Source organism: Planobispora longispora (assembly GCF_016863135.1).
Classification (GTDB): Bacteria; Actinomycetota; Actinomycetes; order Streptosporangiales; family Streptosporangiaceae; genus Planobispora; species Planobispora longispora.
Window position 1 is genome coordinate 41728 of record NZ_BOOH01000033.1, and the last position, 24706, is coordinate 66433.

The following is a 24706-nucleotide window of genomic DNA, read 5'->3' on the forward strand; positions in this document are numbered from 1 at the left end:
GCAGAACCCATCCGCCTCCGAGGAGAGACCCGTGTTCGACATATTCGAGGTGCCCCCGCCCGCCGCGCTCCCCCCGGCGGGTGCGCGATGAACGTCGTCTCCTACCGCCCCACCGAGCGGGATCTCGCCTACACCTTCGGCGGCCGTCCCCCCGTCGGCACCGTACGGCCCGGCGACGTCCTGGAGCTGTACACCGAGGACTGCTTCGGCGGCCGGGTCCGCTCGGTGGAGGACCTGCCCTCGCGGGTCTGCGAGTTCCCCTACCTCAACCCGGTCACCGGCCCCTTCCACGTCGAGGGCGCCGAGCCCGGCGACACGCTCGCGCTGCACTTCGTCGCCATCGAGCCGGCCAGGGACTGGGCGGTGTCCACCACCTTCCCGCACTTCGGCGCGCTCACCGGGACCCACACCACGGCGATGCTGCAGCCCGCGCTGGAGGAGATCGTCTGGCGCTACGACGTCGACGCGGACAAGGGCGTGGTCCGCTACCACGCCCGCCGCAGCGACTTCACGGTCGAGCTCCCGCTGGACCCGATGCACGGCACCGTCGGCGTCGCGCCGGGCGCCTCCGAGGCCCGCATGACGATCACCCCCGACGCCCACGGCGGCAACATGGACACCCCCGAGCTGCGTGCGGGGGTGACCGCGTACTTCGGGGTCAACGTCGAGGGGGCCATGTTCGCGCTGGGCGACGGCCACGCCAGGCAGGGGCACGGCGAGGTCTGCGGCACCGCGGTCGAGGCGGCGATGAACACCGTGGTGGCGGTGGAGCTGATCAAGGGGGTGGTCACCCCGTGGCCGCGCCTGGAGGACGACGGTCACCTGATGTCCACCGGCTCGGCCCGCCCGCTGGAGGACGCCTACCGGATCAGCCAGCACGACCTGGTCACCTGGGCCGCCGAGCTCACCGGCCTGGACACCATGGACGCCTACCAGCTCGTCAGCCAGGCAGGTCAGGCCCCGGTGGGCAACGTCTGCGACACCAACTACACGATGGTCGCCAAGCTTCCCAAGGACTGTCTCGGCGGCCCCGCCGTCTACGAGTCGGCCCACGACCGCCTGCGGGCCCTGGGCCGCCGCTACCTGTCCGAGCGCTGACGCCCCGGGGAGTCGGCGCGCCGTCGCGTCACCCGGAATCCCGCGGCCCGGAGCCCTCCTGCCCGTCCCGCCCCGCCGTACCGGCCTCGTCTCCCCGGGGCCGGTGCGGCGGCGGGGCGAGCAGGGCCAGGGCCTCCTCGACGTCGCCGAGGGTCACCGGCACGACCGTCCCGGGCGTCTCCCCGCCCTCCCGACGCTCCCGGGTCCTCCGCAGGATCATCTCCTTCTCCTGGTTGCGCAGCTCCGCGGCCCTGTCGAAGTTCTCCGCCTCGATCGCGGCCTCCTTCTCCCGCCGGAGCTCGTAGAGCCTGTCCTCGAAGTCCTCGTCGGGCGGGACGGGCTCCTCGCGACCGGCGCGGCCGCGGACGGCCGCCTGCGCGCAGACCTGGTCGAGCAGGTCGAGCGCCCTGCCGGGGAAGACCTGTCCGATCGGGCTCGTCCCGGCCCGCTCGATCACGGCCGCCACGACGTCCGGTCCGATCGTCACCGAGTGGTGGGCCTCGTATCCGGCCCGCGCCGCGGCGAGGACCTGCGCCGTCTGCTCGGCCGACAGCTCCGCCAGGGGGATGACCTGGAAGGCGCGGACGGCCGCCGGGTCTTCGGCCGCGTACCTCCGGTAGTCGTCGGGGGTCGCGGTGGCGATCACGCGGAGGCCGGGGCGCGCGAGGGCCGGCCACAGGAACGACAGGGCGCTGCCCGGAACGGGCAGTGAGCGGATCGGGGACAGGGCGCCGTCCAGGGCGAGGATGAGACCGCGCGTGCCCTCGACGTCCCCGGCGAGGCCGCTGACCCGCGCCTCCAGGTCATCGCGGTCGTAGGCTCCGCGCACCATCCCGCTCACGTCGAGCAGGTGGACGGCGGCCGCGCGGAGGCGCGGAGGGGCGTCCTCGACGGCCAGGGCCCGGGCGATCCCGTGGACGAGCGCCGTCTTCCCCGCCCCCGGCTCGCCGACGATCAGGAGATGGTTGCGCCTGAGCAGCAGCAGGGCCCGCACGGCCCGCCCGATCTCCGTCTCGCGGCCGACGACCGGGGCCAGCGTGTCCTCGCGGGCGGCCCGGGTCAGGTTGCGGCCGAACCTCCTGAGCACCCGGACCGGCGGCGTGAGTCCCCGGCGGGCGCCCCGGGCGGCCGGTTCCTCCCCTTCGTGACCGCGGAGCAGCTGGACGACCTGCTGCCGCACCCGGTTGAGATCGGCGCCCAGCTTCACCAGCACCTGGGAGGCCACGCCCTCGCCCTCACGGATGAGACCGAGCAGGATGTGCTCGGTGCCGATGTAGCTGTGCCCCATCTGCAGGGCCTCGCGGAGCGACAGCTCAAGGATCTTCTTGGCGCGCGGGGTGAAGGGGATGTGCCCCGACGGCGCCGACTGGCCCTGGCCGATGATCTCCTCGACCTGCTGCCGCACCCCTTCGAGACTGATGCCCAGGATCTTCAGAACCTGGGCCGCGACGCCCTCGCCCTCGTGGATCAGGCCGAGAAGGATGTGCTCCGAGCCGATGTAGTTGTGGCTGAGCAGCCTCGCCTCCTCCTGGGCGAGGACGACGACCCGTCGCGCGCGGTTGGTGAACCTCTCGAACATCGCCGGTCGTCCCTTCTCCGGCCCCGGACGGATCCCGTCCGGCCCGCTCCGCGCGCGGACGCTCCGCGCCGGGGGCCGTTCAGGCCGTGGCCGACGTGATGGGCAGGGATCTACGTTCCCATCGACGTCCCGATCGGGCGCTCTGTCAAGGCCGTATCGCCATGACGATGTCCTCACAGAGGGCGTGGGTGGTCAGGGCGTCGGCGGCGTCGATCACCGTGCCGGAGCGGACGGCCTCCAGGAACTCCAGGCAGACCTGTTCGATGCCGCGCTGCCGGGAGACCGGGGTCCAGTCGCCCCGCCGGGCCAGGGTCTCGTCCCCGGCGTAGTCGGTCACGTCGGCGAGGTTGACCACCCTGCGTTTGACGCCGCCGCCCATGACCTCCAGGGTCTCCTCGGTCGCGCCGCTCACCCTGTTCATGATCCCGAATGCGGTGAAGCCGTCGCCGGACAGCTCCAGTGTCACGTGCTCCAGCAGGCCGTCCCCGACCCGGGCCCGGATGCCGGTGTGCTCGACCGGGCCGGGAACCAGGAAGCGGAGCGTGTCCACCACGTGGATGAAGTCGTCGAAGATCGCGACCCGTGGATCCTGGGCCAGGTTCCTGCGGTTCTTCTCCATCACGACCAGGTGGCGGGGGAGGTCGAGCAGGCCCGCGTAGGACGGCGCCCTGCGGCGGTTGAAGCCGACCAGCAGGGACCGCTCCCGCTCCCGCGCCAGCCGTACCAGGCGCTCGGACTCGGCGAGGGTGTAGGCGATGGGCTTGTCCAGGTAGACGTGGACGCCCGCGTCGAGCAGCGGCTCGACGACCTCCGCGTGCGCGCTCGTCGCCGCGTGCACGAAGGCCGCCTCGACGCCGGCCTTCACGACCTCCTCCACCGAGGTGGACCGCCGCTCGATCCGGTGGGCGTCGCCGAGGCGGTCGAGGGTGTCGCGGTTGCGGGTGCACAGGTGGAGGTCGAGGCCGGGCAGGGCGGACAGGACCGGGAGGTAGGCCTTCTCCGCGATGTCCCCGAGGCCGATGAGCGCAATCTTCATGCGGCGACCCTATGACCTGCCGCCCCGGCCCGCGGCCTCGGCGGACGGCTCCCTCTCACGCCGCCTCGGCGAGCAGGGAGCGCCACCAGGCGATCGTCTCGGTCAGGGCCTCGTCCATGGGGGTGGGCGCCGTTCCGAAGACGGTCTGGAAGTCCGTGGAGTCGAGGACGAACGGCCGGACGAACTGGTAGCGCAGCTCCTCCAGCTCCCCGAGCATGGGCGAGAAGGCTCCGGCCGTGCGCAGGAGCCAGTGCGGCATGGCCTTGACCGCCGGGCCGGAGACTCCGGCCAGCTCGCCCAGGCGCTCCGCCACGGCGCGGTAGGTCATCGCCGGCCCCGTGGGGACGTGCCAGGCACGGCCCCAGGACCGGTCGTCGGTGGCCGCGGTCACCAGGGCGCGGGCCACGTCGGGCACGTAGGTCCAGCTGTGCGGCAGGTCCGGGTCGCCGATGTAGCGGACCGTCCTGCCCGCGAGCAGGCGGGGGACGAGCCTGTCGCCCATGTGCGACTGGTCCCGGCAGCCGGGGCCGAAGTAGTCGGACCCGCGCACCTCGGTCACCCGGACCCGGCCCGCCTCGTGCGCGGCCAGGGCCTGCCGCCACATGCGGACCCGGATGGCGCCCTTGGCCGAGGGCGGGGTGAGCGGGTCGTCCTCCCTCATCGGCCGCCCCGGCGCGGCGTAGACGTAGAGGTTGCCGAGGATGACGTATCCGGCCCCGGCCGCCTCGGCGGCTCCCAGCAGCGACTCCGCCATCGGCGGCCAGTCCTGCGCCCAGCGGTGGTAGGGCGGGTTGACGCAGTTGTAGAGGGCGTCGGCGCCCTCGGTCAGGGCGGCCATCCGCTCCCGGTCGGACACGTCGGCGGCGACCTTCCGGACCCCCGGCAGGTCGGGGCCCGAACCGGACCGGCTGACGATGACGACCTCGTGCCCCTGGGTAGCCAGCAGCGTGGCGACCTGGGATCCGACCTGTCCGGCTCCGGCGATGACGTGCTTGCCCATGGTTGTCGTTCCTCTCATTGGTTCCCGCCGGATCGGGCAATCCTTGAGATTGCCGTTCCACTCTGAGAGCAATGCTCTCTCAACGGAGCGGCAATCGTCAAGAGCAGTGCTCTCGTTTTATTGGGGTGCTCTGGTACGGTCGTCACATGAGCGCAGGCCGTACAGCAAGGGAACGGGTCCGGGCCGAGCTGACCCGCGAGATCACCGACATCGCACGCCGGCAGCTGGCCGTCGACGGCGCGGCGGGCCTGTCGCTGCGCGCGGTCGCCCGGGAGATGGGCATGGTCTCCTCGGCGATCTACCGCTACTTCCCCTCCCGGGACGACCTGCTCACCGCGCTGATCATCGACGGCTACAACGCCCTCGGCGAGACCGTGGAGAACGCCGACGCCGCCCGCCCGCGCGAGGACCACACGGGGCGGTGGATGGCGGTCTGCCACGCCGTGCGCGACTGGGCCCTGGCCCACCCCCACGAGTACGCCCTGCTGTACGGCTCGCCCGTGCCCGGCTACAAGGCGCCGATGGACACCGTCACGGCGGCGATCCGCGACACCGTCGTCTACGGCCGGATCCTCTCCGACGCCCACCGGGCCGGCGCGCTGCGCCCGCCGGGCGGCTTCCCCGCGACGCCCGGCTCGTTCTCCGAGGACGCGATGCGCGTGCGCGAGGTCATGCCCGACGTCCCCGACGACGTGGTCGCCCGGGCCCTGGCCGCCTGGACCGGCCTGTTCGGCTGGGTGAACTTCGAGCTGTTCGGCCAGTTCAACAACGTGGTCCTCGACCCCGGCACGGCCTTCGACCACGCCATGCGCTGCCACGCCGCACTGCTCGGCCTGCCGGCGGCCGACGCCCTCCCGGTGCACGGAAAGTAGTGGATCAGTAAGCGGAACGTGTCAGAGACAGCTATTTTCCCAGGTCATGCCAGGGGGCAAACTAAGGTCATCGGCCCCCCCTCCTGGAGGTAGCAGTGATCCGACCGTGGGAAGCCAGCCCAACGGCCGAATTCAAGCGCCGGCTCGGAAAGTCGGCGAGCGAGTTGGGGACGACCAACAGCAGTCCCTCCTGCCCGGACATCTGGGAGCTCGACAACGGTGACTTCGCCGTCGTCGGCCGAGATCTCACCTCCGCCTACACGGGCCGCCTCCCCACCGACGTGTCCGTCGCCCCGGACGAGCGCATCGTCATCATCCCCCGCGTCACGCTCATCGCCGCCAGATCGGACATCCCCCATGCTTGACCGGGTCCGCGCCGCACCGGGGCGGCTCCTGGACGCGGCCGCCTACCTCGACGACTTCTGGCCCCGGTTCCAGCGCGTGGGCGACGAGCCGTTCTGGAAACTGGAGCGCGCCCAGCACTTCCGCGAGCCGGACGTGGCGAGCTGGAACGCGATGATCGCCGGCGACTGGGAGCGCTCGCTCGTGCTGGTCGAGGAGATGCGCCCGGGCATCGCCTCCGCCTCCGGGCCCGAGCTGCGCAGGGTCCGCGTCGTGGAGCAGCCGGTCACCCCGTACCTGCAGTGGGAGATGCAGATCCTCAGGATCCGCGCCGAGACGGGCGAGCGGATCCGGGTCCTGCCCGCCAAGTCCGTCGCCCATCTGGAGGGCTCCGGGACGGAACTGCCCGAAGTGGTCGTCCTGGGTTCCCTGACCATGTACGAGGTCCTGTACGACTCGACGGGCACGCTCAGCGGGGCCCGCCGCATCGACGACCCCGAGCTCCTCGGCTCCTGCCGCGCCGAGCTCTCCCAGCTCTACCGGCAGGGCGAGGAGCTGCTGAGCTACTTCGACCGCGAGATCGCTCCCCTGCCGCCGCCCAAACCCGGCGCCTGAGCGGAGGTGACCACACCGTGTCACCGCGTCGCCTGACCGAGCGGATGCTGACGCGCGGTCTCCCCCAGCGGATCCTGACGACCGCCCTGTTCCTGGTCGTGATCGTTCTGGTGTCCGGTCTCGTCGCGGTCTCCCCGCTCGCCCTCGGCGCGCTGGGAGCCCAGGCCGACGACTGGGAGCACCTCAGTCTCATCGGCCAGACGTACGGCGCGGCCTCCACGCTGCTGTCGGTCCTCGCGCTCGTCGGCGTCGCCGTCTCCCTGGTCCTGCAGGCCCGCGAGGCCAAGTCCGACCGGGAGCAGACACTGCGCATGCTCCACGTCGACCTGATGAAGATGGCGATGGAGGACCCGCTCTACCGCCGGGCCTGGGGGCCGTTCTTCGACTCCGAAGACCCCGACGCCCCGCGCGAGCACATGTACGTGAACCTGATCATCTCGCAGTGGTCGATGGAGTACGAACTGGGCGCCATCACCGAGGACCACCTGCGCTCGATCTCCCGCCTGCTGTTCTCCGGCCCGGCCGGCCGCCGCTACTGGACCAACGTCCGCGGCCTCCGGATCACCAGCACCTCCACCCGGCGCGAGCGGCGCTTCCACCGGATCCTCGAGGAGGAGTTCCACGCCACGGGTGGGACGCCGCCGCCCTCCCCGCCGGCCGCGTCGCCACCGCCCCCTCCCCCGTCGCCGCCGTCCGCTCCCGCCCCGTCGCCGCCGTCTCCTTTCGCCCCGTCCTCCTCCCCGGGCTTCCCCGCTCCCCCGCCTCCGGCCGCTCCCCAGGCCCCTCCGGCCGCGGCCGCTTTCCGAGCGGCCTCCGGCGGGATCCGGCGCCTGCGACCGACCATGCTCGCCCTGACCCTGCTGGCCGTACCCGCGGCGGTGGAGGCCGCCCGCAGAGCGGTCACCAGACAGCGCACGCGGTGACCCCGCTCCGCCTGCCTCTTCCCCGGCAGGTGGGCGGCCGCACGGATACCGCGAGAGCCGAGATCACCGTTCACTGTCGAGTCGCGTGAGAACGGGCAACCGCTGGTCTGCGGCACCGGCCGCGGGAAGGCATGATCACCTTTGCGCGTTCTCGTCGCCGCCATCGCCGGGACCGGATTTCTCGCGGCCTCGGCCACGCTGGTACGGCTGTCGGCGGTGCAACCGGCCACTGCGGCCGTGTTCCGATGCGCCTACGCCGTACCGGTGCTGGCGGTCCTCGCCCTGTCCGAGATGCGGCGGCACGGCCCGCTCCCGGCCCGGCGCCGCCGCCTGGCGTGGCTGGCCGGTCTGTTCTTCTCCCTCGACCTGATCCTGTGGCATCACTCGATCCGCTACGTCGGCGCCGGGATCGCGACCGTGCTGGGCAACCTCCAGGTCTTCGTCGTCTCTCTCGCCGCCTGGCGGCTCCTGCGGGAGCGGCCCCCACCGAGGCTCCTGGCGGTCATGCCACCGGCCCTCGCCGGGGTCGCGCTGCTGTCCGGCGTGTTCGACGCGTCCGCCTACGGCTCCGCGCCCCTGGCCGGGGTGATTCTGGGCGGCGCGACGTCCCTGACCTATGCCGCCTTCATCCTGGTGTTCCGGAGAGCCGTGACAGGCGTTCCGCACGCCGTCACCCCGCTGCTGCACATGAGCGTCACCGCCGCAATGGCGAGCTGCGCGCTGGGACCCGCCACGGGCGGCGTCGACCTCGTTCCCGCCTGGCCGGGGCACGGCTGGCTGATCGCGCTCGCGTTCACCGCACAGATCGCGGCCTGGCTGCTGATCGGCTACGCGCTGCCGCGCCAGTCCGCCTCCCTCACCGCGCTGCTCCTGCTCCTGCAGCCGGTGGGCGCGCTCGTCCTCTCGTGGGAGACGCTCGGCGAACGCCCCTCCCCGCTCCAGCTCCTCGGGTGCGGGATCATCCTGGCGGCCGTCGCGTACGCGACCGTGACCGGCAGGGGCCGCCGCAAGCACCCGGAGGCGGACACCCCTTCCGAGGGTGAAGAAGAGCCGCACGCCCCCTGACTCTGTGGTCGACCACGGATGGCGCGGAGATGCCTCCTTTTGCGATCATGGATGACCGGTCGCGTGCCGCTTCGCGCCCCCGCCGGTCAAGGAGAGCCATGGCCTTCTCAATCAACCCCGTCGATCCCGCCGAGCTGCCCGAGTCGTCTCCGGCCTACACCCACGGGACACTGGTCCACGGGGCCCAGCGGACGCTCTACATCAGCGGGCAGCCACCGTGGACCACCGAGGGCGACATCCCTGACGACTTCGCCGGACAGTGCCGTCTCGCCTGGGACAACGTGAACTCGGTGCTGACCGCCGCCGACATGACGGTCCGCAACCTGGCCAAGGTCACCGTCTATCTGTCGGACCGCCGCTACCGGGAGGCCAACTCCCGGATCCGCCACGAGGTGCTCGGCGACCACTGCCCGGCGATCACCATCATCATCACCGATATCTACGACGAAGCATGGCTGCTGGAGATCGAAGCCATCGCCGTCGCCCCGGCCTAGGGAGCCGGTCCTGAGGTGCTGAGCTGCTGAAGTGCCGAGGTGCTGCCGCAGAAGCGATGCGACGCCCGAACCGCGGTGGCAAGATGCTCGAATGGAATCGATCATGCGCGCTGCGGGCAACCTGCTGGGCACCGAGCTGTCCACCCCGGTCGACCTGGGCGGCAGCCGGCGCAGCACCGTGCTGCGCTGCCGGACGGCCGGGGGCGGCAGTGTGATCGTCAAGTCGTTCTCCGACGACCCCCGGGGGTTGCGCGGCTTCGTCTCCGAGGCGGCCGGGCTCTCACTCGGGCTGGCCGGTCCCGAGCTGCTGGGTGTGGACACCGACGTGCCGCTGGTGGTGATGGCGGATCTGGGAGACGCCCCGTCCCTGGCGGACGTGCTGCTCGGAGAGGATCCGGAGGCCGCCGAGGAGGGTCTGCTCACCTGGGCCCGCGGGCTCGGACGGCTGGCCGCCGGATCGGTGCGCAGGCGCGCCGACCTCGCCCGGCTGTGGACCCGGTACGGCAACGGCACCCCGTCATGGGAGGACGAGCCGTGGCTGGAGCGGAGCGCCACCGCCCTGCTCGCACAGCTCGCCGAGGCCGGAGTCGCGGCCCCGCCCGGCCTGGCCGGGGAACTGGCGGAGATCAGGACGGTGGTGGAGAAGGAATATCCGGCGTTCACCCCCGGTGACACCTGCGCCGACAACAACCTGCTCACCCCGGAAGGACTGCGGCTGATCGACTTCGAGTCCGCCTGCTTCCAGTCGGTCTTCCTGACCGCCGCCTACTGCCGGATGCCGTTCGCCACCTGCTGGTGCGTCTTCCGGATCCCGGCCGGCCTGGCGGAAGAGGTCGAGAGCACCTTCCGCGCGGAGGTCGTCACGGCGTACCCGGCGCTGGCCGAGGACGCGGTGTGGCAGGCCGGGATGCGGCGGGCGATCGCGGTCTGGACGACGTTCATGACGGCGCACATGCTGCCGCGCGCCGCGGAGGACGGACCGATGCACCGGACCCGCCGACCGGTCCCGACGAGACGGCAGGTACTGCGGCACCGCTGGGAGACGGCGGGCGCGATCGAGGAGTATCCGGCGTTCGCCGAGACGATGCGGCTGCTGCTGCGGGAGGTCGCCGGACGGTGGGAGGACACGCCCCCGCTTCCGGTCTATCCCGCCTTCGGCGGCTACCGGAGATCGTCGCGCTGAGCGATCCCCTCGCCGAGTCCCCGATGGAGACCCGCCTGCGGCTGCTTCTGGTCAGCTTCCCGGCGAAATCCCGAAAAAGTAGCATCCCTATTGGTTCAGGCCATTGGCCCCATATAGCTCCCCGGCTTGCGAGAGGGCGAGGCCACGGCCACCGGAAAACCATTTCCGAATGACCTTCGGAAATCGGGCATCGGTTTTCACCGCCCTTAAGCTTGTTTTGTTTACACGCTGGTGATTACCGTGTGGAAGATGTGGGGGACGCCGCCTCCCGGTCTGTTTCCGGTACAGCGAGCCGTACGAGGGGATCATCGTGACTGATCTCGATCGCGAGGCGATGCGGGCCGCGGTGGAGCGGATCCAGCGGCTGTCGGACGAGCACTGGTGGGCGCTCGATCCCTCGTGCCGCCTGATGGAGAACGACGCGTGGGTGGGGCCCGCGGGCTCCCGGTTCGGCACCCGGGTCCACGCCGACCAGCGCGAGTTGCGCGCCATGCTCACCGAAGCGGTGCACAGCGCGAACCAGAAGCTGGCGTCGTTGCCGGACACGCCATGACCACCGGCCCGGAGTTCACCGAGGTCAAGCAGCCCGAGTTCGCCACGATGGCGGACAAGCACACGCAGACCGCCGGGCGGCTGGACCGGCTGGCGCAGGCGCTGTACGGCGAGCTGCAGAGCGCCGGGCTCGACACCGCCCCGGCGACCCGGCTGCGAGAGCTGGCCGACCGGGTCACCACGCAGGCCGAGGATCTGCGACGGCGGCAGAAACTGATCCACGAGATGGAGCGGCAGAAGGTCGCCTTCGGCAGGAGCACTCCCGCGGGGAGTTTCCTGGGAGTTCCCGACAGGCTGGAAGCCGCCCAGGGGTTGCTGGACGGGACCCTCGCCGCCCGCGCCGTACTGGACGCCGCCGACGGAGATCCCAAGGCACTGGCGCGGCTGGAGAAGTACGCGTCGCGGACCGGAGACCCGGAGTTCGTCAAGGTGTTCCTGGACCTGCTGGGAACCGGGGGCGTGACCAGGCTGCCCGGCTCGCTCGCCGCACAGCTGAGCGACGCCCGCAAGCACGGTGACTCCGACCGGATCGCCCGGCTCTCCTCCTCGGGCACGAAGGCCCTGGGGATGCTGAGCGCGGCCCTCGCCAGAGGAACCGATCCGAAGAACCCCGCCTACATGGGCGACGGTTTCCTGCGGGGCCTCGTCGAACAGGGCCGGGCGGAGCACAGGACCGGCGATGTGAAGTACTCGGGATACCAGGCGCAGGCACTTCTGTGGCGCGCCCACGACGGCAAGCCGCCGTTCTCGAAGAAGTTCATGGAGATCGTCGGACGCGACGCGATCGTCTACGAGCACGAGCAGCGGAAGGACGAGTGGGCGGCGAGTAAGGACCTGCTGGGCCGGACCTTCGCGGGAGACCAGATTCCCGTTTTCGACCTGGCCGGCGCGCTCGGACTGGGCGGCCTGCTGCGACCGGGGTCGGAGGCGACCAGTCCGGGCAGGCAGACCAGGTCGTCGGTCGTGGACGACCTGCTCCACGCGGCGAGCTCCAGCAGGGAGGCGTCCCAGGCGCTGCTGGACCACGTCCCGGCGGGGTGGAAGGAGTCCGTGCTGGACTACATGCTGACCACCCGGTGGGACGCCTTCCGCTACCTGGACGACTACCGGCCGTTCAACAACGTGCTGATCGCCGCGACGACCGGCCAGGACGCGACTTCCGCGAAACTGGCCGCCGAGATGACCAAAATCCTCGCCGACGAGGTCCGCCCCGCCTTCGGCAAGGCCGACAGCGGCAACCTTGCGATCAAAGACCGCGACGCACTCGACCGCCTCGCACCTCTGCGCTATCCCCTGGCCCGCGCAATGGCGGCGAACATCGACCAGTTCTCCCGGCTCCTTCTCAACCATTCGACCTTCGGCAAGGCCTCAGCCGAGGACCTGTCCTACGCGCTGGCACTGGCTACCGGCGACGACGCCGGTTTCGAGGCTCTGGTACGGGCCCAGACCGAGCACATGCGAGCGGCGTTCGACGCCGTACCCCCGGTCGGCCTCACCCTGGCGAATGTCGAAAAGCTCGGTTTCACGAAGGCCGACGTCAAGAAGTTCGACTTCGACGAGGACAGTCGGGTCGACAGGGCCGATATCAAGCAGTTCCTGACCGACCGGATCGTGGCGGAAGCACGTCCCTTCGGCCACATCACGGAGATCCGCCGCCAGGTGCTGATCGCCCAAGGACTAGATGACAAGAAGGCGGACGAGTCGCTGAAGAACATGGTGCGCGAGGCGATAGGGCTGCTTCCGGTTCCAGGAGCAAGGCAGGCGGGCGAACTGGCCACCGGAGCCTTCAGCGGACTGATCGGCACCGGATACGACAAGCTCACCGGAGCGGCGTACGACGAGGTCTCCAAACAGGTCGCCCAGCGGATGTCGGAGAACGGCCGGAGTCTGGACGAGACTCACCGAGCTCTGACGGACAACCGGGTTGCTGTGGAGAGGCTGGCAGAACAGATGATCGCTACCACCCTGCTGAACAAGGGCATGCTCGATGGGTTCAACATGAAAGATCATTCGTTCGTGACGGGAGTCCCTCCGAGGCTCAAGCCTTTTACTGAAATGACTCCACAGGAATACAGCCAGTTCCTCTCGTGGACACGTGAAACCGGCGGAAGCGACGATTTGATGGACCGCTTCTATAGCACCTTCCGCAGGACCAGTCATGTGGACGACTACCTCGATCTACAGATCCCGTCCTCTCCGGGGGGTGGCACGTGAGGCTTCGCTATCTCTCCGCCACTCTGACCTCCATCGTGTTCCTCACTACGGCCTGCACCCCAGAGAGTGATGTCGCGTCCGCGCCCGCTCCGTCTCCCCGCCCGGTCGTAGACTCAGCCCCCTACATCTGCAAACTCGTGCCCGAGCAAGCGTTTCGCTTGATTAGCGGTGTGACCGGGCCGCTTGTGGAGAAAACAGACGGCAACGAAAGCGACGGCGACTGCTGGGCACCGGACACAAACCCGCGTCCGTTGGAAGTGAGATGGCTCCGGGAGGGCGATGGGATGCCGCAGGAGCAACTGGACTTCGTTATGGACGATAGACGGGCGGTCTACATAAGGCACGGTGGAGTCACGCTTCCCAACGAGCTTGGGGACGGCCTAGCCGCATATCTGCCGAACACTCCATTCGCCGACCAGCCGTACCGCGTAGTCGCAAAATTCTACTGCGGCGGCAAAGAGCAACTGATCACCATCTACCTCGCCAAAGTCGCCCAGGGCAGAGATGCGATCAAGGACATGATCGAGCTCATGCGAATCGCCCAGAAACGCTACGGCCAGCTCTACGACTGCACCCCGGGTGCGTAACCGGCCCCGGTCCTCCGTTCCTCCGCCGTATCCCGGCGGGCCACTGGGTTCCAAGTGAGGGACAAGCGGGTCACCAGATCATGGGGGCCGTACCGGACCTTCAGGGAGCTTCCGCATGGGCATCGTCGATCTCTTCCAGGCCAGGCGTCTGCGCGCCGGACAGGTGCTGCTCCTGGGGTACCGGCCCGATCCCGCGTCGCTGCTGGAGGCCGTACGGTTGTGCAGCCCGATCGCGCACCCGGATCGCAAGGGGATCCGGGTGACGAGGAGGATGCGGCTACGCGGCCCGATCGAGATCACACCGTCCGTCGAGGCGCGGGCGGGCCTGCCTGCGGGGTGGCGGATCGCCTACGTGCTGGAGGAGACCCGGCGCGGCATCGGCGGGCGGTACTGCTTCCCGCCGGACGTCACCGAAGGGCTGGCCCGGCGGCTCGGCGGACGGTCGCATCCGGCGTCCAACCGCCGCGACGTCCTCGCGTCGGTGATCGAGTGCCACGAGATCCCTGATCGGCGTCTCGCGGAACTGCTGTCCGGGGTGCTTCCCGGCCTGCGCTTCCACGAGCGGGTCGATGAGGAGACCATCGTGTTCAGGAGCGACGCGAGCCCGATCCGGGTGCTTTTCATCGAGAGCCGCTTCGGAACCGAGTACGAGATGGACGTGGAGGATCCGGCGGCGATCACACCGGACATCCTCGCGGCGGGCGAACTGGCGGCCCGGCTGATCGCCGGGGAGACGGGCGGTGTCGCCCAGGACTTCAACGGCTTTCTCCTGCCGGGACAGGACGCCGTTCCACGGCGCGGGGCCCGCCCGAGGCAGGACACCCTCCCACGGCGTGGTGTCCGCTCAGAGAACGAGAAAAGACTCCGATGAGGACGGCGCGGGCGGGCATCCGGGCCGGGCGGGCCGGTGCCCGGCCCGGATGCGAGAAACCGTGAGGCGAGAAGCCGTACGGCGTCAGCGGGTGGCGCGGTTGACGGCGGAGATGATGGCCTTCAGGGAGGCGGTGGTGGTGTTGGCGTCGATGCCGACGCCCCACAGGGTCGTGCCCGCGACGTCGCACTCGACGTAGGAGGCGGCCTTGGCGTCGCTGCCCGCGCTCATCGCGTGCTCGGCGTAGTCCAGGACGCGGACCTGGATGCCGATGCGGGACAGGGCGTCGCAGAAGGCGGAGATGGGACCGTTGCCCACGCCCTCGACCTCGCGGATCTCACCGTCGACGCGGATGTCGGCGCTGATGGCGTCCTTGTCGTCGACGGCGGAGGAGTTGCGGTGGGCCAGCAGGCCCAGGCGGCCCCAGGGCCTGGCCGGGTCGGGCAGGTACTCGTCGGTGAAGGCGTCCCATATCGCGGCCGGGGTGATCTCGCCGCCCTCGGCGTCGGTGTGGGCCTGGACGACCCGGGAGAACTCGATCTGCAGGCGGCGCGGCAGGTCGAGGTGGTGGTCGGCCTTCATGATGTAGGCGACGCCGCCCTTGCCCGACTGGCTGTTGACCCGGATCACGGCCTCGTAGGTGCGGCCGATGTCCTTGGGGTCGATCGGCAGGTACGGCACCGCCCAGCGGAAGTCGTCCACCGGCACGCCCGCCTCGGCGGCGTCGCGCTCCAGGTGCTCGAAGCCCTTCTTGATGGCGTCCTGGTGGGAGCCCGAGAAGGCCGTGTAGACCAGCTCGCCGCCCCAGGGGTGACGCGGGTGCACGGGCAGCTGGTTGCAGTACTCCACGATGCGGCGGATCTCGTCGATGTCGGAGATGTCGACCTCCGGGTCGATCCCCTGCGAGAACAGGTTCATGCCCAGGGTGACCAGGCAGACGTTGCCGGTGCGCTCGCCGTTGCCGAACAGGCAGCCCTCGATGCGGTCGGCCCCGGCCATGTAGCCCAGCTCGGCGGCGGCGACGGCGGTGCCGCGGTCGTTGTGCGGGTGCAGGGACAGGATGATCGAGTCGCGGTGGGCCAGGTTCCGGTTCATCCACTCGATCTGGTCGGCGTAGACGTTCGGCGTGGCCATCTCGACGGTGGCGGGCAGGTTGACGATGACCTTGCGTTCCGGGGTCGGCTGCCAGACCTCGTTGACCGCGTCGCAGACCTCGACGGCGTACTCCAGCTCGGTGCCGGTGAAGGACTCCGGGGAGTACTGGAAGTAGACGTCCACGTCGGAGGCCTCGGCCAGCTTCTTGCAGAGCTTGGCGCCCTCGACGGCGATGGCGGTGATGCCCTCGCGGTCCTGGCCGAAGACGACCCGCCGCTGGAGGGTGGAGGTCGAGTTGTACAGGTGGACGATGGCGCTCTTCGCGCCCTGGATCGCCTCGAAGGTCCGCTCGATCAGCTCGGGCCGGGCCTGGGTCAGGACCTGGATCACCACGTCCTCGGGAACGCGGCCCTCTTCAATGATCTTGCGGACGAAGTCGAAGTCGGTCTGCGAGGCGGCGGGGAAGCCGACCTCGATCTCCTTGTAGCCCATCCGTACCAGCAGCTCGAACATCTTGAGCTTGCGGTGGGAGTCCATCGGGTCGATCAAGGCCTGGTTGCCGTCACGCAGGTCCACCGCGCACCACCGGGGCGCCTTCTCGATGACCTTGTCCGGCCAGGTCCGGTCGGTCAGCTTGACCGGGGCGAAGGGCTCATAACGATGGAAGGGCATGGGACTGGGCTGCTGCGGATGCATGTGCACGTGCTCCTCGACGGGGAATCGGCTGGAAAACCATCACGGCCGACGCGCATGACTCGCTCCGCGACGAGGGAGCCGGCCTGTTACAGGCCCTCGCCGCGGCAGCTAAGAAGAAGCAGCCCGCGCAGCACGCATAGCACGTTATCAGACGGTTCTTAATATCCGAGTCAGGGTCTCATATCGCGGAACACAAAGTCTCTTGACGGGTCGTCCGCCCCGGCGATTACCTCGATGTATCAGCGGTGGGCGGCTACGCCGGAGGTGCCCCCGGATGAGATCGTGGCAGCGCGTCCTGTCCCAACTGCCCGGCCGCACCACCGATCCCCGCGGTCGGCTGGCGGAGATCAGGCGCAGGCAGCAGGTTCACCGTACGGCCCTGGCCGAGCTCGACCGGCTGGAACGGGAGTCACTCGCCCGCCTCGGCGACCCCGAGCCGGGGGCGGGACCGGGGCGGGCGGCGGGGCTCATCGGCGCGCGCCCGGACCTCGTCCTGGCCGTCCACCTGCTCGGCCCGCTGACCGTCACCGTGGCGGACCGGCCGGTGGAGTCGTGGCCGAACGGCCGGTGCCGCTCGTTGCTGGCCTACCTGCTCACCCACCGCAGACCGTGGCCGCAGCGGGAGAAGCTCATGGAGGTGTTCTGGCCGGGTTCCCCGCCCGAGGCCGCCAGGAACAGCCTCCAGGTCGCGGTGCACAACCTGCGCAGGGCGCTGCGGTCCGTCTCCGAGACTCCGCTGATCGTCCTGGCCGGCGGTTCCTACCGGCTCCGTGACGACGTCTCGATCTGGCTGGACACCGAGGAGCTCATCAGGCTGGTCTCGCAGGCCCGGCAGCTGGAGACCCGGGGTGAGCCGTACGCGGCGACGGTGCTCTACGAGGACGTGGCCGCGCTCTACCGCGGGGACTTCCTGGCCGACTTCCCCTACGACGACTGGCCCGCCCTCGCCCGGGAGCATCTGCGGCTGGCCTACCTCGACGCGCTCGACCGGCTGAGCGCGCTGTACTTCGCCTCCGCCCGGTACGCGGCCTGCGTGGCGGTGTGCCAGCAGATCATCGAGCTCGACCCCTGCCGGGAGGACGCGCACCGCCGCCTCATGCGGTGCCACTGCCGCCAGGGCCGTCCGCACCTGGCGCTGCTGCAGTTCCGGGTCTGCGCCCGGCTGCTGGAGACGGAGTTCGACATCGCCCCGAGCCGCGTCACCGTCGAGCTCCGCGACAGAATCCACCGTCGGGAGCCGGTTTGACCGGCGCTTATCCGCGCGCGCCCGGTTCGTTAAGCCCGGGAGGGGCGCGGCGTTAAGCGGCGGGGGTCATATCTGGTTCCGTCGCCTTCTCCACGAAGAGGAGAGCTCCATGCCCGGCCAGCCGATGTTGAACACGCCCAACACCCTGCTCGGTATCGACGCCACCGCGGTCGTCATCCAGGAGAACGGCATGCCGCCGGCCTCCGTCATCGAACGGAACCGGCCCTTCACGGTCGGCATGGAGTTCAGGATCGAGGGGTTCATCGCCGACTGGCTCACCCGGCTCACCCCGAGCCCGGCGTTCCAGGTCGTCTACCGGTTCGAGGGTCAGGGCCCCGCCGCCGACGGCGACCTGACCCGCACGGGCACTCTGACGGCGGGACAGAAGGTCTACGGCCTCGCCGGCACCGGCCTCCCGCTCCCCGGCGGCCTGCCGGTCCCCGGCCTCTACAGGGTCTCCGCGTATGTCACCTTCGGGCCCCCCACCAGTCCGCCGATGGCCGCCTTCGTCGAGGGCGCGCTGCTGCACGTCATCTGAGCGCGACCGGGAGGTGGGTCGGCGTGGACGACCTGACGAAGATCAGCGGGATCGGCCGGGCCATCGCGGCCCGCCTGACCGGAGCCGGAGTCTCCTCCTACGCGGACCTGGCCGCGCTCGGCTCCGGCGAGATCGTCGAACTGCTCGGCGACGTGGCGGGGATCACCGCGGCCCGCGTGGAAGGATGGCGGGCCCAGGCCGCCCAGCTGGCGGGGACGGACGAGCCGGAGCCCAGCCGGTACGAGAGCTTCATCGTGCGGGTGCTGCTGGAGGAGGGCGCTCCCCGGACGGCGACGGTCCAGCACGTGCAGACCGGCGGGTACGGGCGCTGGGGAAGCTGGGACCCCCGGCTTGTGCTGGACTTCATCACCGCGTGCCTGCCCGGCGGCCACCGGTTCTTCGACAGGGAGGACAGACAGGACGGGGCCGTTCCCCCTCCCCCGGCTCCGCCCGCCGCGGGTGATGCCCTGCGCAGAAGCGTCTCGGCCGCGACCGACGTCATGGGGGAACTGCTGGTGACTCCTCCGATCCCCGAAGAGAGCGGCTTCTCTCTCGCCCTGGCCGAACCCGCCGGGACGGGCGAGACCCGCGCCCCGACCGACGCCGTCCCGGAGCACGAGGGAGCGTCATCGGTCACGCGATTGCCCCGCCGGGCGAACCCGGCACTTCCCTCACCGGGTTCGATGGAGACCAGGCTTGTCGCGGCGCACCGGCCGTTCACGCTCCTGCTGCGCCTGGCGTTGACGGATCCTCCGGATCGGCTGGCGTACACGGCGATCGTGACGCTGCGCCCCGTTCCCCGTACCGGGGAGTCCACGGTGCTGCGCGGCGACGGATCGCTGGGCGGAGCCGATCCCGTCGTCTCCTTCGGCTCCCCGGGGCTGCCGCCGGGCATCTACCGGATCGACGCGGTGATCACCCTGCGCGGGGCCGGGGAGCCCGCGCAGGGCGCGGCGTCCGCCGTCATCGACGGCGGGCTGCTCCAGGTCGTGTGAGACCGGCACGGCGGGCTGCTCCAGGTCCTGTGAGACCGGGGCGACGGCTCGCTCCGGGTCGCGCGGGACCGGGGCGGCCCGGACTCATGCCGGCCAGGCGATGCCGTTGGCGTTGAGCCATTCGCGGTCGTCCTCGCCCGGCTCCTGGGCGACGTCGACACCCAGCATGGTGATCGGCCCCTTGGCGCCGAAATGCTGGACGCTCTCGTCCCCCTCCACCAGCACCAGCCGCTCGAAACTCGGTGGCCAGCGCAGCAGGATCCGCCGGGGGCAGATGCCGCATGCCCACTCCTCGGCGCCGTTGGCCCGGGTGGTGACGTGCACCAGTTCGTGAGGACCGCCCATGGTTGACCACTCTTCGTCATCGAACGAACACTTTCCGCTAACATCTATCTCTGCCCTGAAAAGAGGTACTTATTCGTAAAGACCCTCCTTACCTCCGCCGAGACCCGCCCCTCGGCCCTTCCGGCTCATCCCGGAACGGCGGCCGACGGCTCATCAGATAAAGTCCGAAATGAGGGAGATTAGGGGGACTTAATATGAAGGACCGCGACATCCTCGCCCATATCAACCGGCTCATCACCGAGGAACGTGATCTCCGCTCCTCCCTGGCCGCCGGCTCGATCTCCTCCCACGAGGAGAACCACCGGATCAGATACATCGAGGAGGCTCTCGACCAGGCGTGGGACCTGCTCAGGCAGCGCCGGGCACGCCGGGAGTTCGGTGAGGATCCCGGCGCGACCGCGCCCCGCCCGGTGGAGGAGGTCGAGGAGTACAGCCAGTAGGGCCGCGGAGGCCCTCCTGCGAACCGGTCACCCCCGTACGGCCCGCGGGTTCGCCGGACGCCCCGGGCAGCGGGGGTCGCTCGGCTTCGCCAGCGGGTCGGGGGCGAACCAGGCGAGCACACTGTGCTCGACGTACCAGCGGCGCAGCGCGACGCGGCTGCGCGGGATCTGCCCGAGATCGGGGCAGAGGAACTGCGAGGCCACCGCGCCGTTGGCGATGAACCGCACGGTGCCGTCCTGCTCCAGGAAGGTGGAGACCCGGTCGTCGGTCGCGATGACGTGACCGATCAGAACCTTTCCTGCGATCTCCTCGTCCGCGCCCTCACGGGAGATCTCCAGCCCGACGAGGGGCAGGATCGGCGCCTCCACCACGACGGCCGCGGTGAACACCGGTGCCAGCACGAGCACCGCGACCGCCACGGTGGACGTCAGCGCCGCGGCGGCCCGCTCCGGGACGGGGCCGGTCAGCAGGCAGGCCAGACCCGGCGGGAGGGTCAGCAGCACCGCGGTGACCACGTCCCCCTCGGCGAACGCCTGGCCGATGGCCGGGGCCAGCCAGAGGTAGAGCCCGGCCCCCGCGACCAGGGGGAGCCAGAGTGTGAACACGACGATCAGCTCCGGCCGTACGGCCCTGCGGTCACAGACGGTCAGCCCCAGCGTGGCCAGCGAGAGCGCGACCAGGGTGGGCAGGAACCGCAGTTGCCAGCTCACCGCCCCCACCAGGACGGAGAGCACCACGATCCAGTCGGAGATGCGGTCGCTCACCGCCGACAACCAGGACGAGCGGCCGGTGCTGACCCGGTAGAGCGCGCCCAGGACGCGACCGGCCAGCACCAGGGCGGGCAGCACCCACAGGGTGGTCAGCAGCACCGCGGTGAGCAGGCCGAGGGCGCTGACGTGCTGGACCAGCAGGAGCAGGGTCTGGGTGTCCTGGCGGCTGGCGTACCACAGCCGCACGACGAGCAGCGCCAGCGGGAAGGCCGGCAGCATCGCGAACATCCACTGCTGGTGGCCGCCCCGCCAGGCCCCGGCGGGTGAGGCCGCGTCCGTGTCGCCCATCCGGTCTTCCGCCCGTTCCTCCCGTCCTCCGATCACTCATCCGGCCTTGCGATGAGGAATCCCCCGCTCCCAGGGCCAGCGCCGCACGTCCGGCTCCGGGACGGGCGGCTGCACCCGGCTGGCGATCTGCTCCGCCGGGTTGTACTGCTGCATGGGAGCGACGAACTTGTCGTAGGCGTCCTCCCAGCGCCGGTCCTGCGGGTCGGTGACCGAGCGGTGGAGCGAGAGGTCGACGAGGGTGCGCAGCGCCTCGTTGGTCCCGACGTTGACGGCCCACTGCTCCGAGGCCTCCAGCCCGATGTCGTGGTGCTCGAGGTCGTCCGGCTCGTTCTGGACGAACCCCGCCATGAGCGCGGTGTCGGTCGTGACCGCCTCGTACTCCTTCCCCTTGAGCCCGGTGACGCACTCGCTGATCCGGTTCCTCAGGGTGACGTCGGCCCCGGCCTGCTTCGCCGGGTGCTCGGAGGTCGAGGCGCCGAGAGTGCAGACCTTCTTGCCCTTCAGCTGCGCCAGCGAGGTGACGGCGGGGTGCCCCTTACGCGTGATGACGGACTGCTGCGTCTCCAGGTAGGGCGCCGAGAACCCGATCGCGGCGTCCCTCAGCCGCTCCGGTGTCACGCTGAAGGTGGCCACCACCAGGTCGACCTTGACGTGCTGCCCGGCGGCGTTCCTGGCCACCATCCGGGCCCGGTCCTCGGTCTCGATGGACAGGAACTCCACCTCGCTCTCGCGGAATCCGAGGTCCGCGGCGATCATGAGGGCGATCTCGATGTCGAATCCCTCGTAGGTGCCGTCCGTCTTGCGGATCGCGATGCCGGGGGTGTCGTCCTTCACGCCGACCAGGAGCCTGTCCCGGCCGCTCAGGCCCGCCTGTTCCAGCAGTTCCGCCTCCGTGGGCGGTCCCGTCTCCACGACGCTCCAGATCGCGACGACCGCCGCCGCCAGGACGGCGGCGAGCCAGCCGGCGAGCCGGACGAGAGAGCTCCTGCCACCCGCGCCCGACCGGCTTGCGGGATCCGGCTGCTCCCCGGGACCCGCCTGACTCCCGGGACCCGTCTGACTCCCGGGACCCGTCTGACTCCCGACGCCCGGCCCGCTCCCGGAGACCGGCTCCCTCGGGGACTCCTCCGTCGCGTCCGGGGACTCCACCACCGTCAGGGGCGGCGCCGCGGACGTCTCATGACCCGGTCCGGAATCCGACTTCGCCTTCGGCTTCCTGATTCGCACGACGTCCTCCGGGTCCGAATTCCCTCGCCTCCGCGGAATTCTTGGGGCAGGGTACGCCAGAGGCCGGAAGCGGCGCGATCGTCAACGGCGACAGTCATCAAGAAGTGATCAAATCGCGCGGCCGGGCGGGTCCGCGGGGAGCGTCCGATCCGGAAACCGGCGCGACATCAGCGCGCAACGCGGGGGAAACGGCCGGTTCCTATGGTCCGGGAATGCGGCTCACACCCCACGAGCAGGAACGCCTGCTCATCCATGTCGCCGCCGGTGTCGCCCGCGACCGCAGGGCGCGCGGCCTCCGGCTCAACCATCCCGAGGCCACCGCGATCATCGCCTCCTTCCTGATGGAGGGAGCCAGGGACGGACGCACCGTGGCCGAGCTGATGGACGCGGGGCGCAAGGTGCTCTCGCGCGAGGACGTGATGGACGGCGTGCCCGAGATGCTGGAATCGGTGCAGATCGAGGCCACGTTCCCGGACGGCACCAAGCTCGTCACCGTCCACCGGCCGATCCCATGAGCGGCGAGGCGCCGATCCCCGGCGAGCCCCTGCACGAAGAGGAGCCGATCCCGGGCAAGCCCTTGCACGGCGAGGCGCCGATCCCCGGCGAGATCCTGTACGGCGAGGCCCCGATCCCGCTCAACCCCGGCCGGGAGCGCCGCACCCTCAGGGTCGTCAACACCGCCGACCGGCCGATCCAGGTCGGCTCGCACTACCACTTCGCCGCCGCCAACCCCGGCCTGGACTTCGACCGCGAGACCGCCTGGGGCATGCGGCTCGACGTCCCGGCCGGCACGGCGGTGCGCTTCGAGCCCGGCATCGAGCGGGACGTGACGCTCGTGCCGATCTCCGGGCGCCGCATCGTCCCCGGCCTCCGCCCCGAGTGGGCCGGACCTCTCGACGGGAGCCCCGATGTTCATTGAGCGGGCGCGTTACGCCGCGCTGTACGGCCCCACCACCGGCGACCGGATCCGGCTGGCCGACACCGACCTCCTGCTCACCGTGACCGAGGACCTGGCGATGGGCCCGGCCGGCGCGGGCGACGAGGCGGTGTTCGGCGGCGGCAAGGTCATCCGCGAGTCCATGGGCCAGGCCAGGACCACCCGGGCCGAGGGCGCCCCCGACCTGGTGATCACCGGTGCGGTGATCCTGGACCACTGGGGCGTGGTCAAGGCCGACGTCGGGATCAGGAACGGCAGGATCACCGCGATCGGCAAGGCGGGCAACCCCGACACCATGGACGGCGTCCACCCCGACCTGGTGATCGGCCCGTCCACCGAGATCGTCGCGGGCAACGGGAAGATCCTGACCGCGGGCGCGATCGACTCCCACGTGCACCTGATCTGCCCGCAGATCCTCGACGAGGCGCTGGCCGCCGGGGTGACGACGATCGTCGGCGGCGGCACCGGCCCGGCCGAGGGCACCAAGGCCACCACGGTCACCGGGACCTGGTACCTCGCCCGCATGCTGGAGTCCCTCGACTCCTACCCGGTCAACGTCGCACTGCTCGGCAAGGGCAACACGGTCAGCGCCGAGGGCCTGCTGGAGCAGTTGCGGGCCGGGGCCTCGGGCTTCAAACTGCACGAGGACTGGGGCACCACCCCGGCCGCCATCGACGCCTGCCTCTCGGTCGCCGACGCCACCGGGACCCAGGTGACCATCCACACCGACACCCTCAACGAGGCCGGGTTCGTGGAGTCGACGCTGCGGGCGATCGGCGACCGGATGATCCACGCCTACCACACCGAGGGCGCGGGCGGCGGCCACGCCCCGGACATCATCAAGGTGGCCGCCTACGGCAACGTCCTGCCCTCCTCGACCAACCCGACCCGCCCGCACACCGTCAACACGCTCGACGAGCACCTCGACATGCTGATGGTCTGCCACCATCTCAACCCGTCGATCCCCGAGGACCTGGCGTTCGCCGAGTCCCGGATCCGGCCCTCCACCATGGCCGCCGAGGACGTGCTGCACGACATGGGCGCGATCTCCATGATCGGCTCCGACTCGCAGGCGATGGGCCGGGTCGGCGAGACGATCATCCGTACCTGGCAGACCGCCCACGTGATGAAGCGCCGCAGGGGCGCGCTTCCCGGCGACGGCGGAAGCGACAACCTCCGGGCCCGGCGCTACGTCGCCAAGTACACGATCTGCCCGGCGGTGGCCCACGGCCTGGACGGCGAGATCGGCTCGGTCGAGCCCGGCAAGCTGGCCGACCTCGTCCTGTGGTCGCCGGCCTTCTTCGGGATCAAGCCCGACCTGGTGATCAAGGGAGGGGTGATCGCCTACGCCCAGATGGGGGACGCCAACGCCTCCATCCCCACCCCGCAGCCGGTCATGCCCCGCCCGATGTTCGGGGCCGCCCCGGTCACCGCCGCCGCCACCTCGGTGCACTTCGTCGCCCCGCTGGCCCTGGAGGACGGGCTGGCCGACCGCCTGGCCGTACGGCGCCGCCTGCTGCCGGTGGCCGACGTCCGCCGCCGGGGCAAGGAGAGCATGCCGCTCAACGACGCCCTGCCCCGGATCGACGTGGACCCCGACACCTTCGCCGTCCGCGTCGACGGCGAGCTGATCGAGCCCGCGCCCGCCGAGTCCCTGCCCATGGCCCAGCGCTACTTCCTGTTCTAGGACGTCCGCC

General features: G+C 70.6%; 26 protein-coding genes and 1 pseudogene. 19 read left to right on the forward strand and 8 right to left on the reverse strand.

Annotation, left to right across the window (positions count from 1 at the left end):
- Positions 1–87: 87 nt before the first annotated feature.
- Positions 88–1098: an acetamidase/formamidase family protein gene (locus tag Plo01_RS19560; protein WP_203892082.1), complete on the forward strand. Its 1011-nt coding sequence runs from the start codon at positions 88–90 to the stop codon at positions 1096–1098.
- Positions 1099–1126: 28 nt separating this feature from the next.
- On the opposite strand, the gene Plo01_RS41495 is transcribed toward Plo01_RS19560, so the two are convergent.
- From Plo01_RS41495 to Plo01_RS19575, 4 genes and pseudogenes are all read right to left on the reverse strand, one after another.
- Positions 1127–1930 carry a UvrB/UvrC motif-containing protein gene (locus tag Plo01_RS41495; protein WP_444980765.1) on the reverse strand — a complete coding sequence of 268 codons (804 nt, stop codon included), beginning with the start codon at positions 1928–1930 and terminating at the stop codon, positions 1127–1129.
- Between the two features lie 6 nt (positions 1931–1936).
- Positions 1937–2677 (reverse strand): annotated as a pseudogene (locus Plo01_RS41500) (Clp protease N-terminal domain-containing protein); the annotation flags it as partial.
- Between the two features lie 145 nt (positions 2678–2822).
- Positions 2823–3713 carry a Gfo/Idh/MocA family protein gene (locus tag Plo01_RS19570; RefSeq protein WP_203892084.1) on the reverse strand — a complete coding sequence of 297 codons (891 nt, stop codon included), beginning with the start codon at positions 3711–3713 and terminating at the stop codon, positions 2823–2825.
- Between the two features lie 55 nt (positions 3714–3768).
- Positions 3769–4713, reverse strand: a complete 945-nt coding sequence (locus Plo01_RS19575) for an NAD-dependent epimerase/dehydratase family protein (RefSeq protein ID WP_203892085.1) — start codon at positions 4711–4713, stop codon at positions 3769–3771.
- Positions 4714–4859: 146 nt separating this feature from the next.
- On the opposite strand from Plo01_RS19575, the gene Plo01_RS19580 reads away from it, so the two are divergent.
- The 11 genes from Plo01_RS19580 to Plo01_RS19630 all read left to right on the forward strand — a co-directional run bounded on the left by Plo01_RS19580 (position 4860) and on the right by Plo01_RS19630 (position 14431).
- Positions 4860–5585, forward strand: a complete 726-nt coding sequence (locus Plo01_RS19580) for a TetR/AcrR family transcriptional regulator (protein WP_203892086.1) — start codon at positions 4860–4862, stop codon at positions 5583–5585.
- A gap of 164 nt (positions 5586–5749) precedes the next feature.
- The gene (locus Plo01_RS19585) at positions 5750–5950 is read left to right on the forward strand and encodes a hypothetical protein (protein WP_373871699.1); all 201 of its coding nucleotides are present in this window, start codon (positions 5750–5752) and stop codon (positions 5948–5950) included.
- Positions 5943–6542 (forward strand): DUF6879 family protein, encoded by a 600-nt coding sequence (locus Plo01_RS19590; protein WP_203892088.1) that lies wholly within the window; start codon positions 5943–5945, stop codon positions 6540–6542. The genes Plo01_RS19585 and Plo01_RS19590 overlap by 8 nt, the downstream gene beginning before the upstream one ends.
- A 17-nt stretch (positions 6543–6559) precedes the next feature.
- Positions 6560–7465, forward strand: a complete 906-nt coding sequence (locus Plo01_RS19595; protein ID WP_203892089.1) for a DUF6082 family protein — start codon at positions 6560–6562, stop codon at positions 7463–7465.
- A gap of 141 nt (positions 7466–7606) precedes the next feature.
- Positions 7607–8530: a DMT family transporter gene (locus Plo01_RS19600; RefSeq protein ID WP_203892090.1), complete on the forward strand. Its 924-nt coding sequence runs from the start codon at positions 7607–7609 to the stop codon at positions 8528–8530.
- Between the two features lie 98 nt (positions 8531–8628).
- Positions 8629–9024 (forward strand): RidA family protein, encoded by a 396-nt coding sequence (locus Plo01_RS19605; protein ID WP_203892091.1) that lies wholly within the window; start codon positions 8629–8631, stop codon positions 9022–9024.
- A gap of 91 nt (positions 9025–9115) precedes the next feature.
- The gene (locus Plo01_RS19610) at positions 9116–10207 is read left to right on the forward strand and encodes a hypothetical protein (RefSeq protein WP_203892092.1); all 1092 of its coding nucleotides are present in this window, start codon (positions 9116–9118) and stop codon (positions 10205–10207) included.
- Positions 10208–10517: 310 nt separating this feature from the next.
- Positions 10518–10760, forward strand: a complete 243-nt coding sequence (locus Plo01_RS19615) for a hypothetical protein (RefSeq protein WP_203892093.1) — start codon at positions 10518–10520, stop codon at positions 10758–10760.
- A complete protein-coding gene (locus Plo01_RS19620; protein ID WP_203892094.1) occupies positions 10757–12973 on the forward strand; it encodes a hypothetical protein in 2217 nt (738 codons plus the stop codon). Before Plo01_RS19615 ends, Plo01_RS19620 begins: the two co-directional genes overlap by 4 nt.
- Before the next feature lie 170 nt (positions 12974–13143).
- Positions 13144–13560 (forward strand): hypothetical protein, encoded by a 417-nt coding sequence (locus Plo01_RS19625; RefSeq protein ID WP_203892095.1) that lies wholly within the window; start codon positions 13144–13146, stop codon positions 13558–13560.
- Between the two features lie 115 nt (positions 13561–13675).
- Entirely contained in the window at positions 13676–14431 is a 756-nt protein-coding gene (locus Plo01_RS19630; protein ID WP_203892096.1) for a hypothetical protein, read from the forward strand.
- Positions 14432–14515: 84 nt separating this feature from the next.
- Here Plo01_RS19630 and leuA read toward each other — a convergent pair whose 3' ends face one another.
- Entirely contained in the window at positions 14516–16222 is a 1707-nt protein-coding gene (leuA, locus tag Plo01_RS19635) for a 2-isopropylmalate synthase (protein ID WP_203892097.1), read from the reverse strand.
- Between the two features lie 274 nt (positions 16223–16496).
- Here leuA and Plo01_RS19640 point away from each other — a divergent pair, with 274 nt between their 5' ends.
- The 3 genes from Plo01_RS19640 (at position 16497) to Plo01_RS19650 (ending at position 19001) form a co-directional block, all read left to right on the forward strand.
- Positions 16497–17468: an AfsR/SARP family transcriptional regulator gene (locus Plo01_RS19640; RefSeq protein ID WP_203892098.1), complete on the forward strand. Its 972-nt coding sequence runs from the start codon at positions 16497–16499 to the stop codon at positions 17466–17468.
- A 109-nt stretch (positions 17469–17577) separates the two neighbouring features.
- A complete protein-coding gene (locus tag Plo01_RS19645) occupies positions 17578–18006 on the forward strand; it encodes a hypothetical protein (protein ID WP_203892099.1) in 429 nt (142 codons plus the stop codon).
- Between the two features lie 23 nt (positions 18007–18029).
- Positions 18030–19001, forward strand: a complete 972-nt coding sequence (locus tag Plo01_RS19650) for a helix-hairpin-helix domain-containing protein (RefSeq protein ID WP_203892100.1) — start codon at positions 18030–18032, stop codon at positions 18999–19001.
- A gap of 84 nt (positions 19002–19085) precedes the next feature.
- Here the strand turns inward: Plo01_RS19650 and Plo01_RS19655 are convergent, their stop codons facing one another.
- Positions 19086–19346 (reverse strand): hypothetical protein, encoded by a 261-nt coding sequence (locus Plo01_RS19655; protein ID WP_203892101.1) that lies wholly within the window; start codon positions 19344–19346, stop codon positions 19086–19088.
- A gap of 194 nt (positions 19347–19540) precedes the next feature.
- Here Plo01_RS19655 and Plo01_RS19660 point away from each other — a divergent pair, with 194 nt between their 5' ends.
- Positions 19541–19786 carry a DUF2630 family protein gene (locus Plo01_RS19660; RefSeq protein ID WP_203892102.1) on the forward strand — a complete coding sequence of 82 codons (246 nt, stop codon included), beginning with the start codon at positions 19541–19543 and terminating at the stop codon, positions 19784–19786.
- A 27-nt stretch (positions 19787–19813) separates the two neighbouring features.
- Here Plo01_RS19660 and Plo01_RS19665 read toward each other — a convergent pair whose 3' ends face one another.
- Entirely contained in the window at positions 19814–20845 is a 1032-nt protein-coding gene (locus Plo01_RS19665; protein ID WP_203892103.1) for a hypothetical protein, read from the reverse strand.
- Between the two features lie 36 nt (positions 20846–20881).
- Positions 20882–21757, reverse strand: coding sequence for a transporter substrate-binding domain-containing protein (locus Plo01_RS19670; protein ID WP_203892104.1), 876 nt, complete (start codon positions 21755–21757; stop codon positions 20882–20884).
- A 527-nt stretch (positions 21758–22284) separates the two neighbouring features.
- Here Plo01_RS19670 and Plo01_RS19675 point away from each other — a divergent pair.
- From Plo01_RS19675 to Plo01_RS19685, 3 genes are read left to right on the forward strand one after another with little or no spacing between them, the layout of a single operon-like run.
- On the forward strand, positions 22285–22587 hold the full coding sequence (locus tag Plo01_RS19675; protein ID WP_203892105.1) for an urease subunit gamma: 303 nt from the start codon (positions 22285–22287) through the stop codon (positions 22585–22587).
- Positions 22584–22991: an urease subunit beta gene (locus tag Plo01_RS41330; RefSeq protein ID WP_203892106.1), complete on the forward strand. Its 408-nt coding sequence runs from the start codon at positions 22584–22586 to the stop codon at positions 22989–22991. Before Plo01_RS19675 ends, Plo01_RS41330 begins: the two co-directional genes overlap by 4 nt.
- Positions 22981–24696 carry an urease subunit alpha gene (locus Plo01_RS19685; RefSeq protein WP_203892107.1) on the forward strand — a complete coding sequence of 572 codons (1716 nt, stop codon included), beginning with the start codon at positions 22981–22983 and terminating at the stop codon, positions 24694–24696. Before Plo01_RS41330 ends, Plo01_RS19685 begins: the two co-directional genes overlap by 11 nt.
- Positions 24697–24706 lie beyond the last annotated feature (10 nt).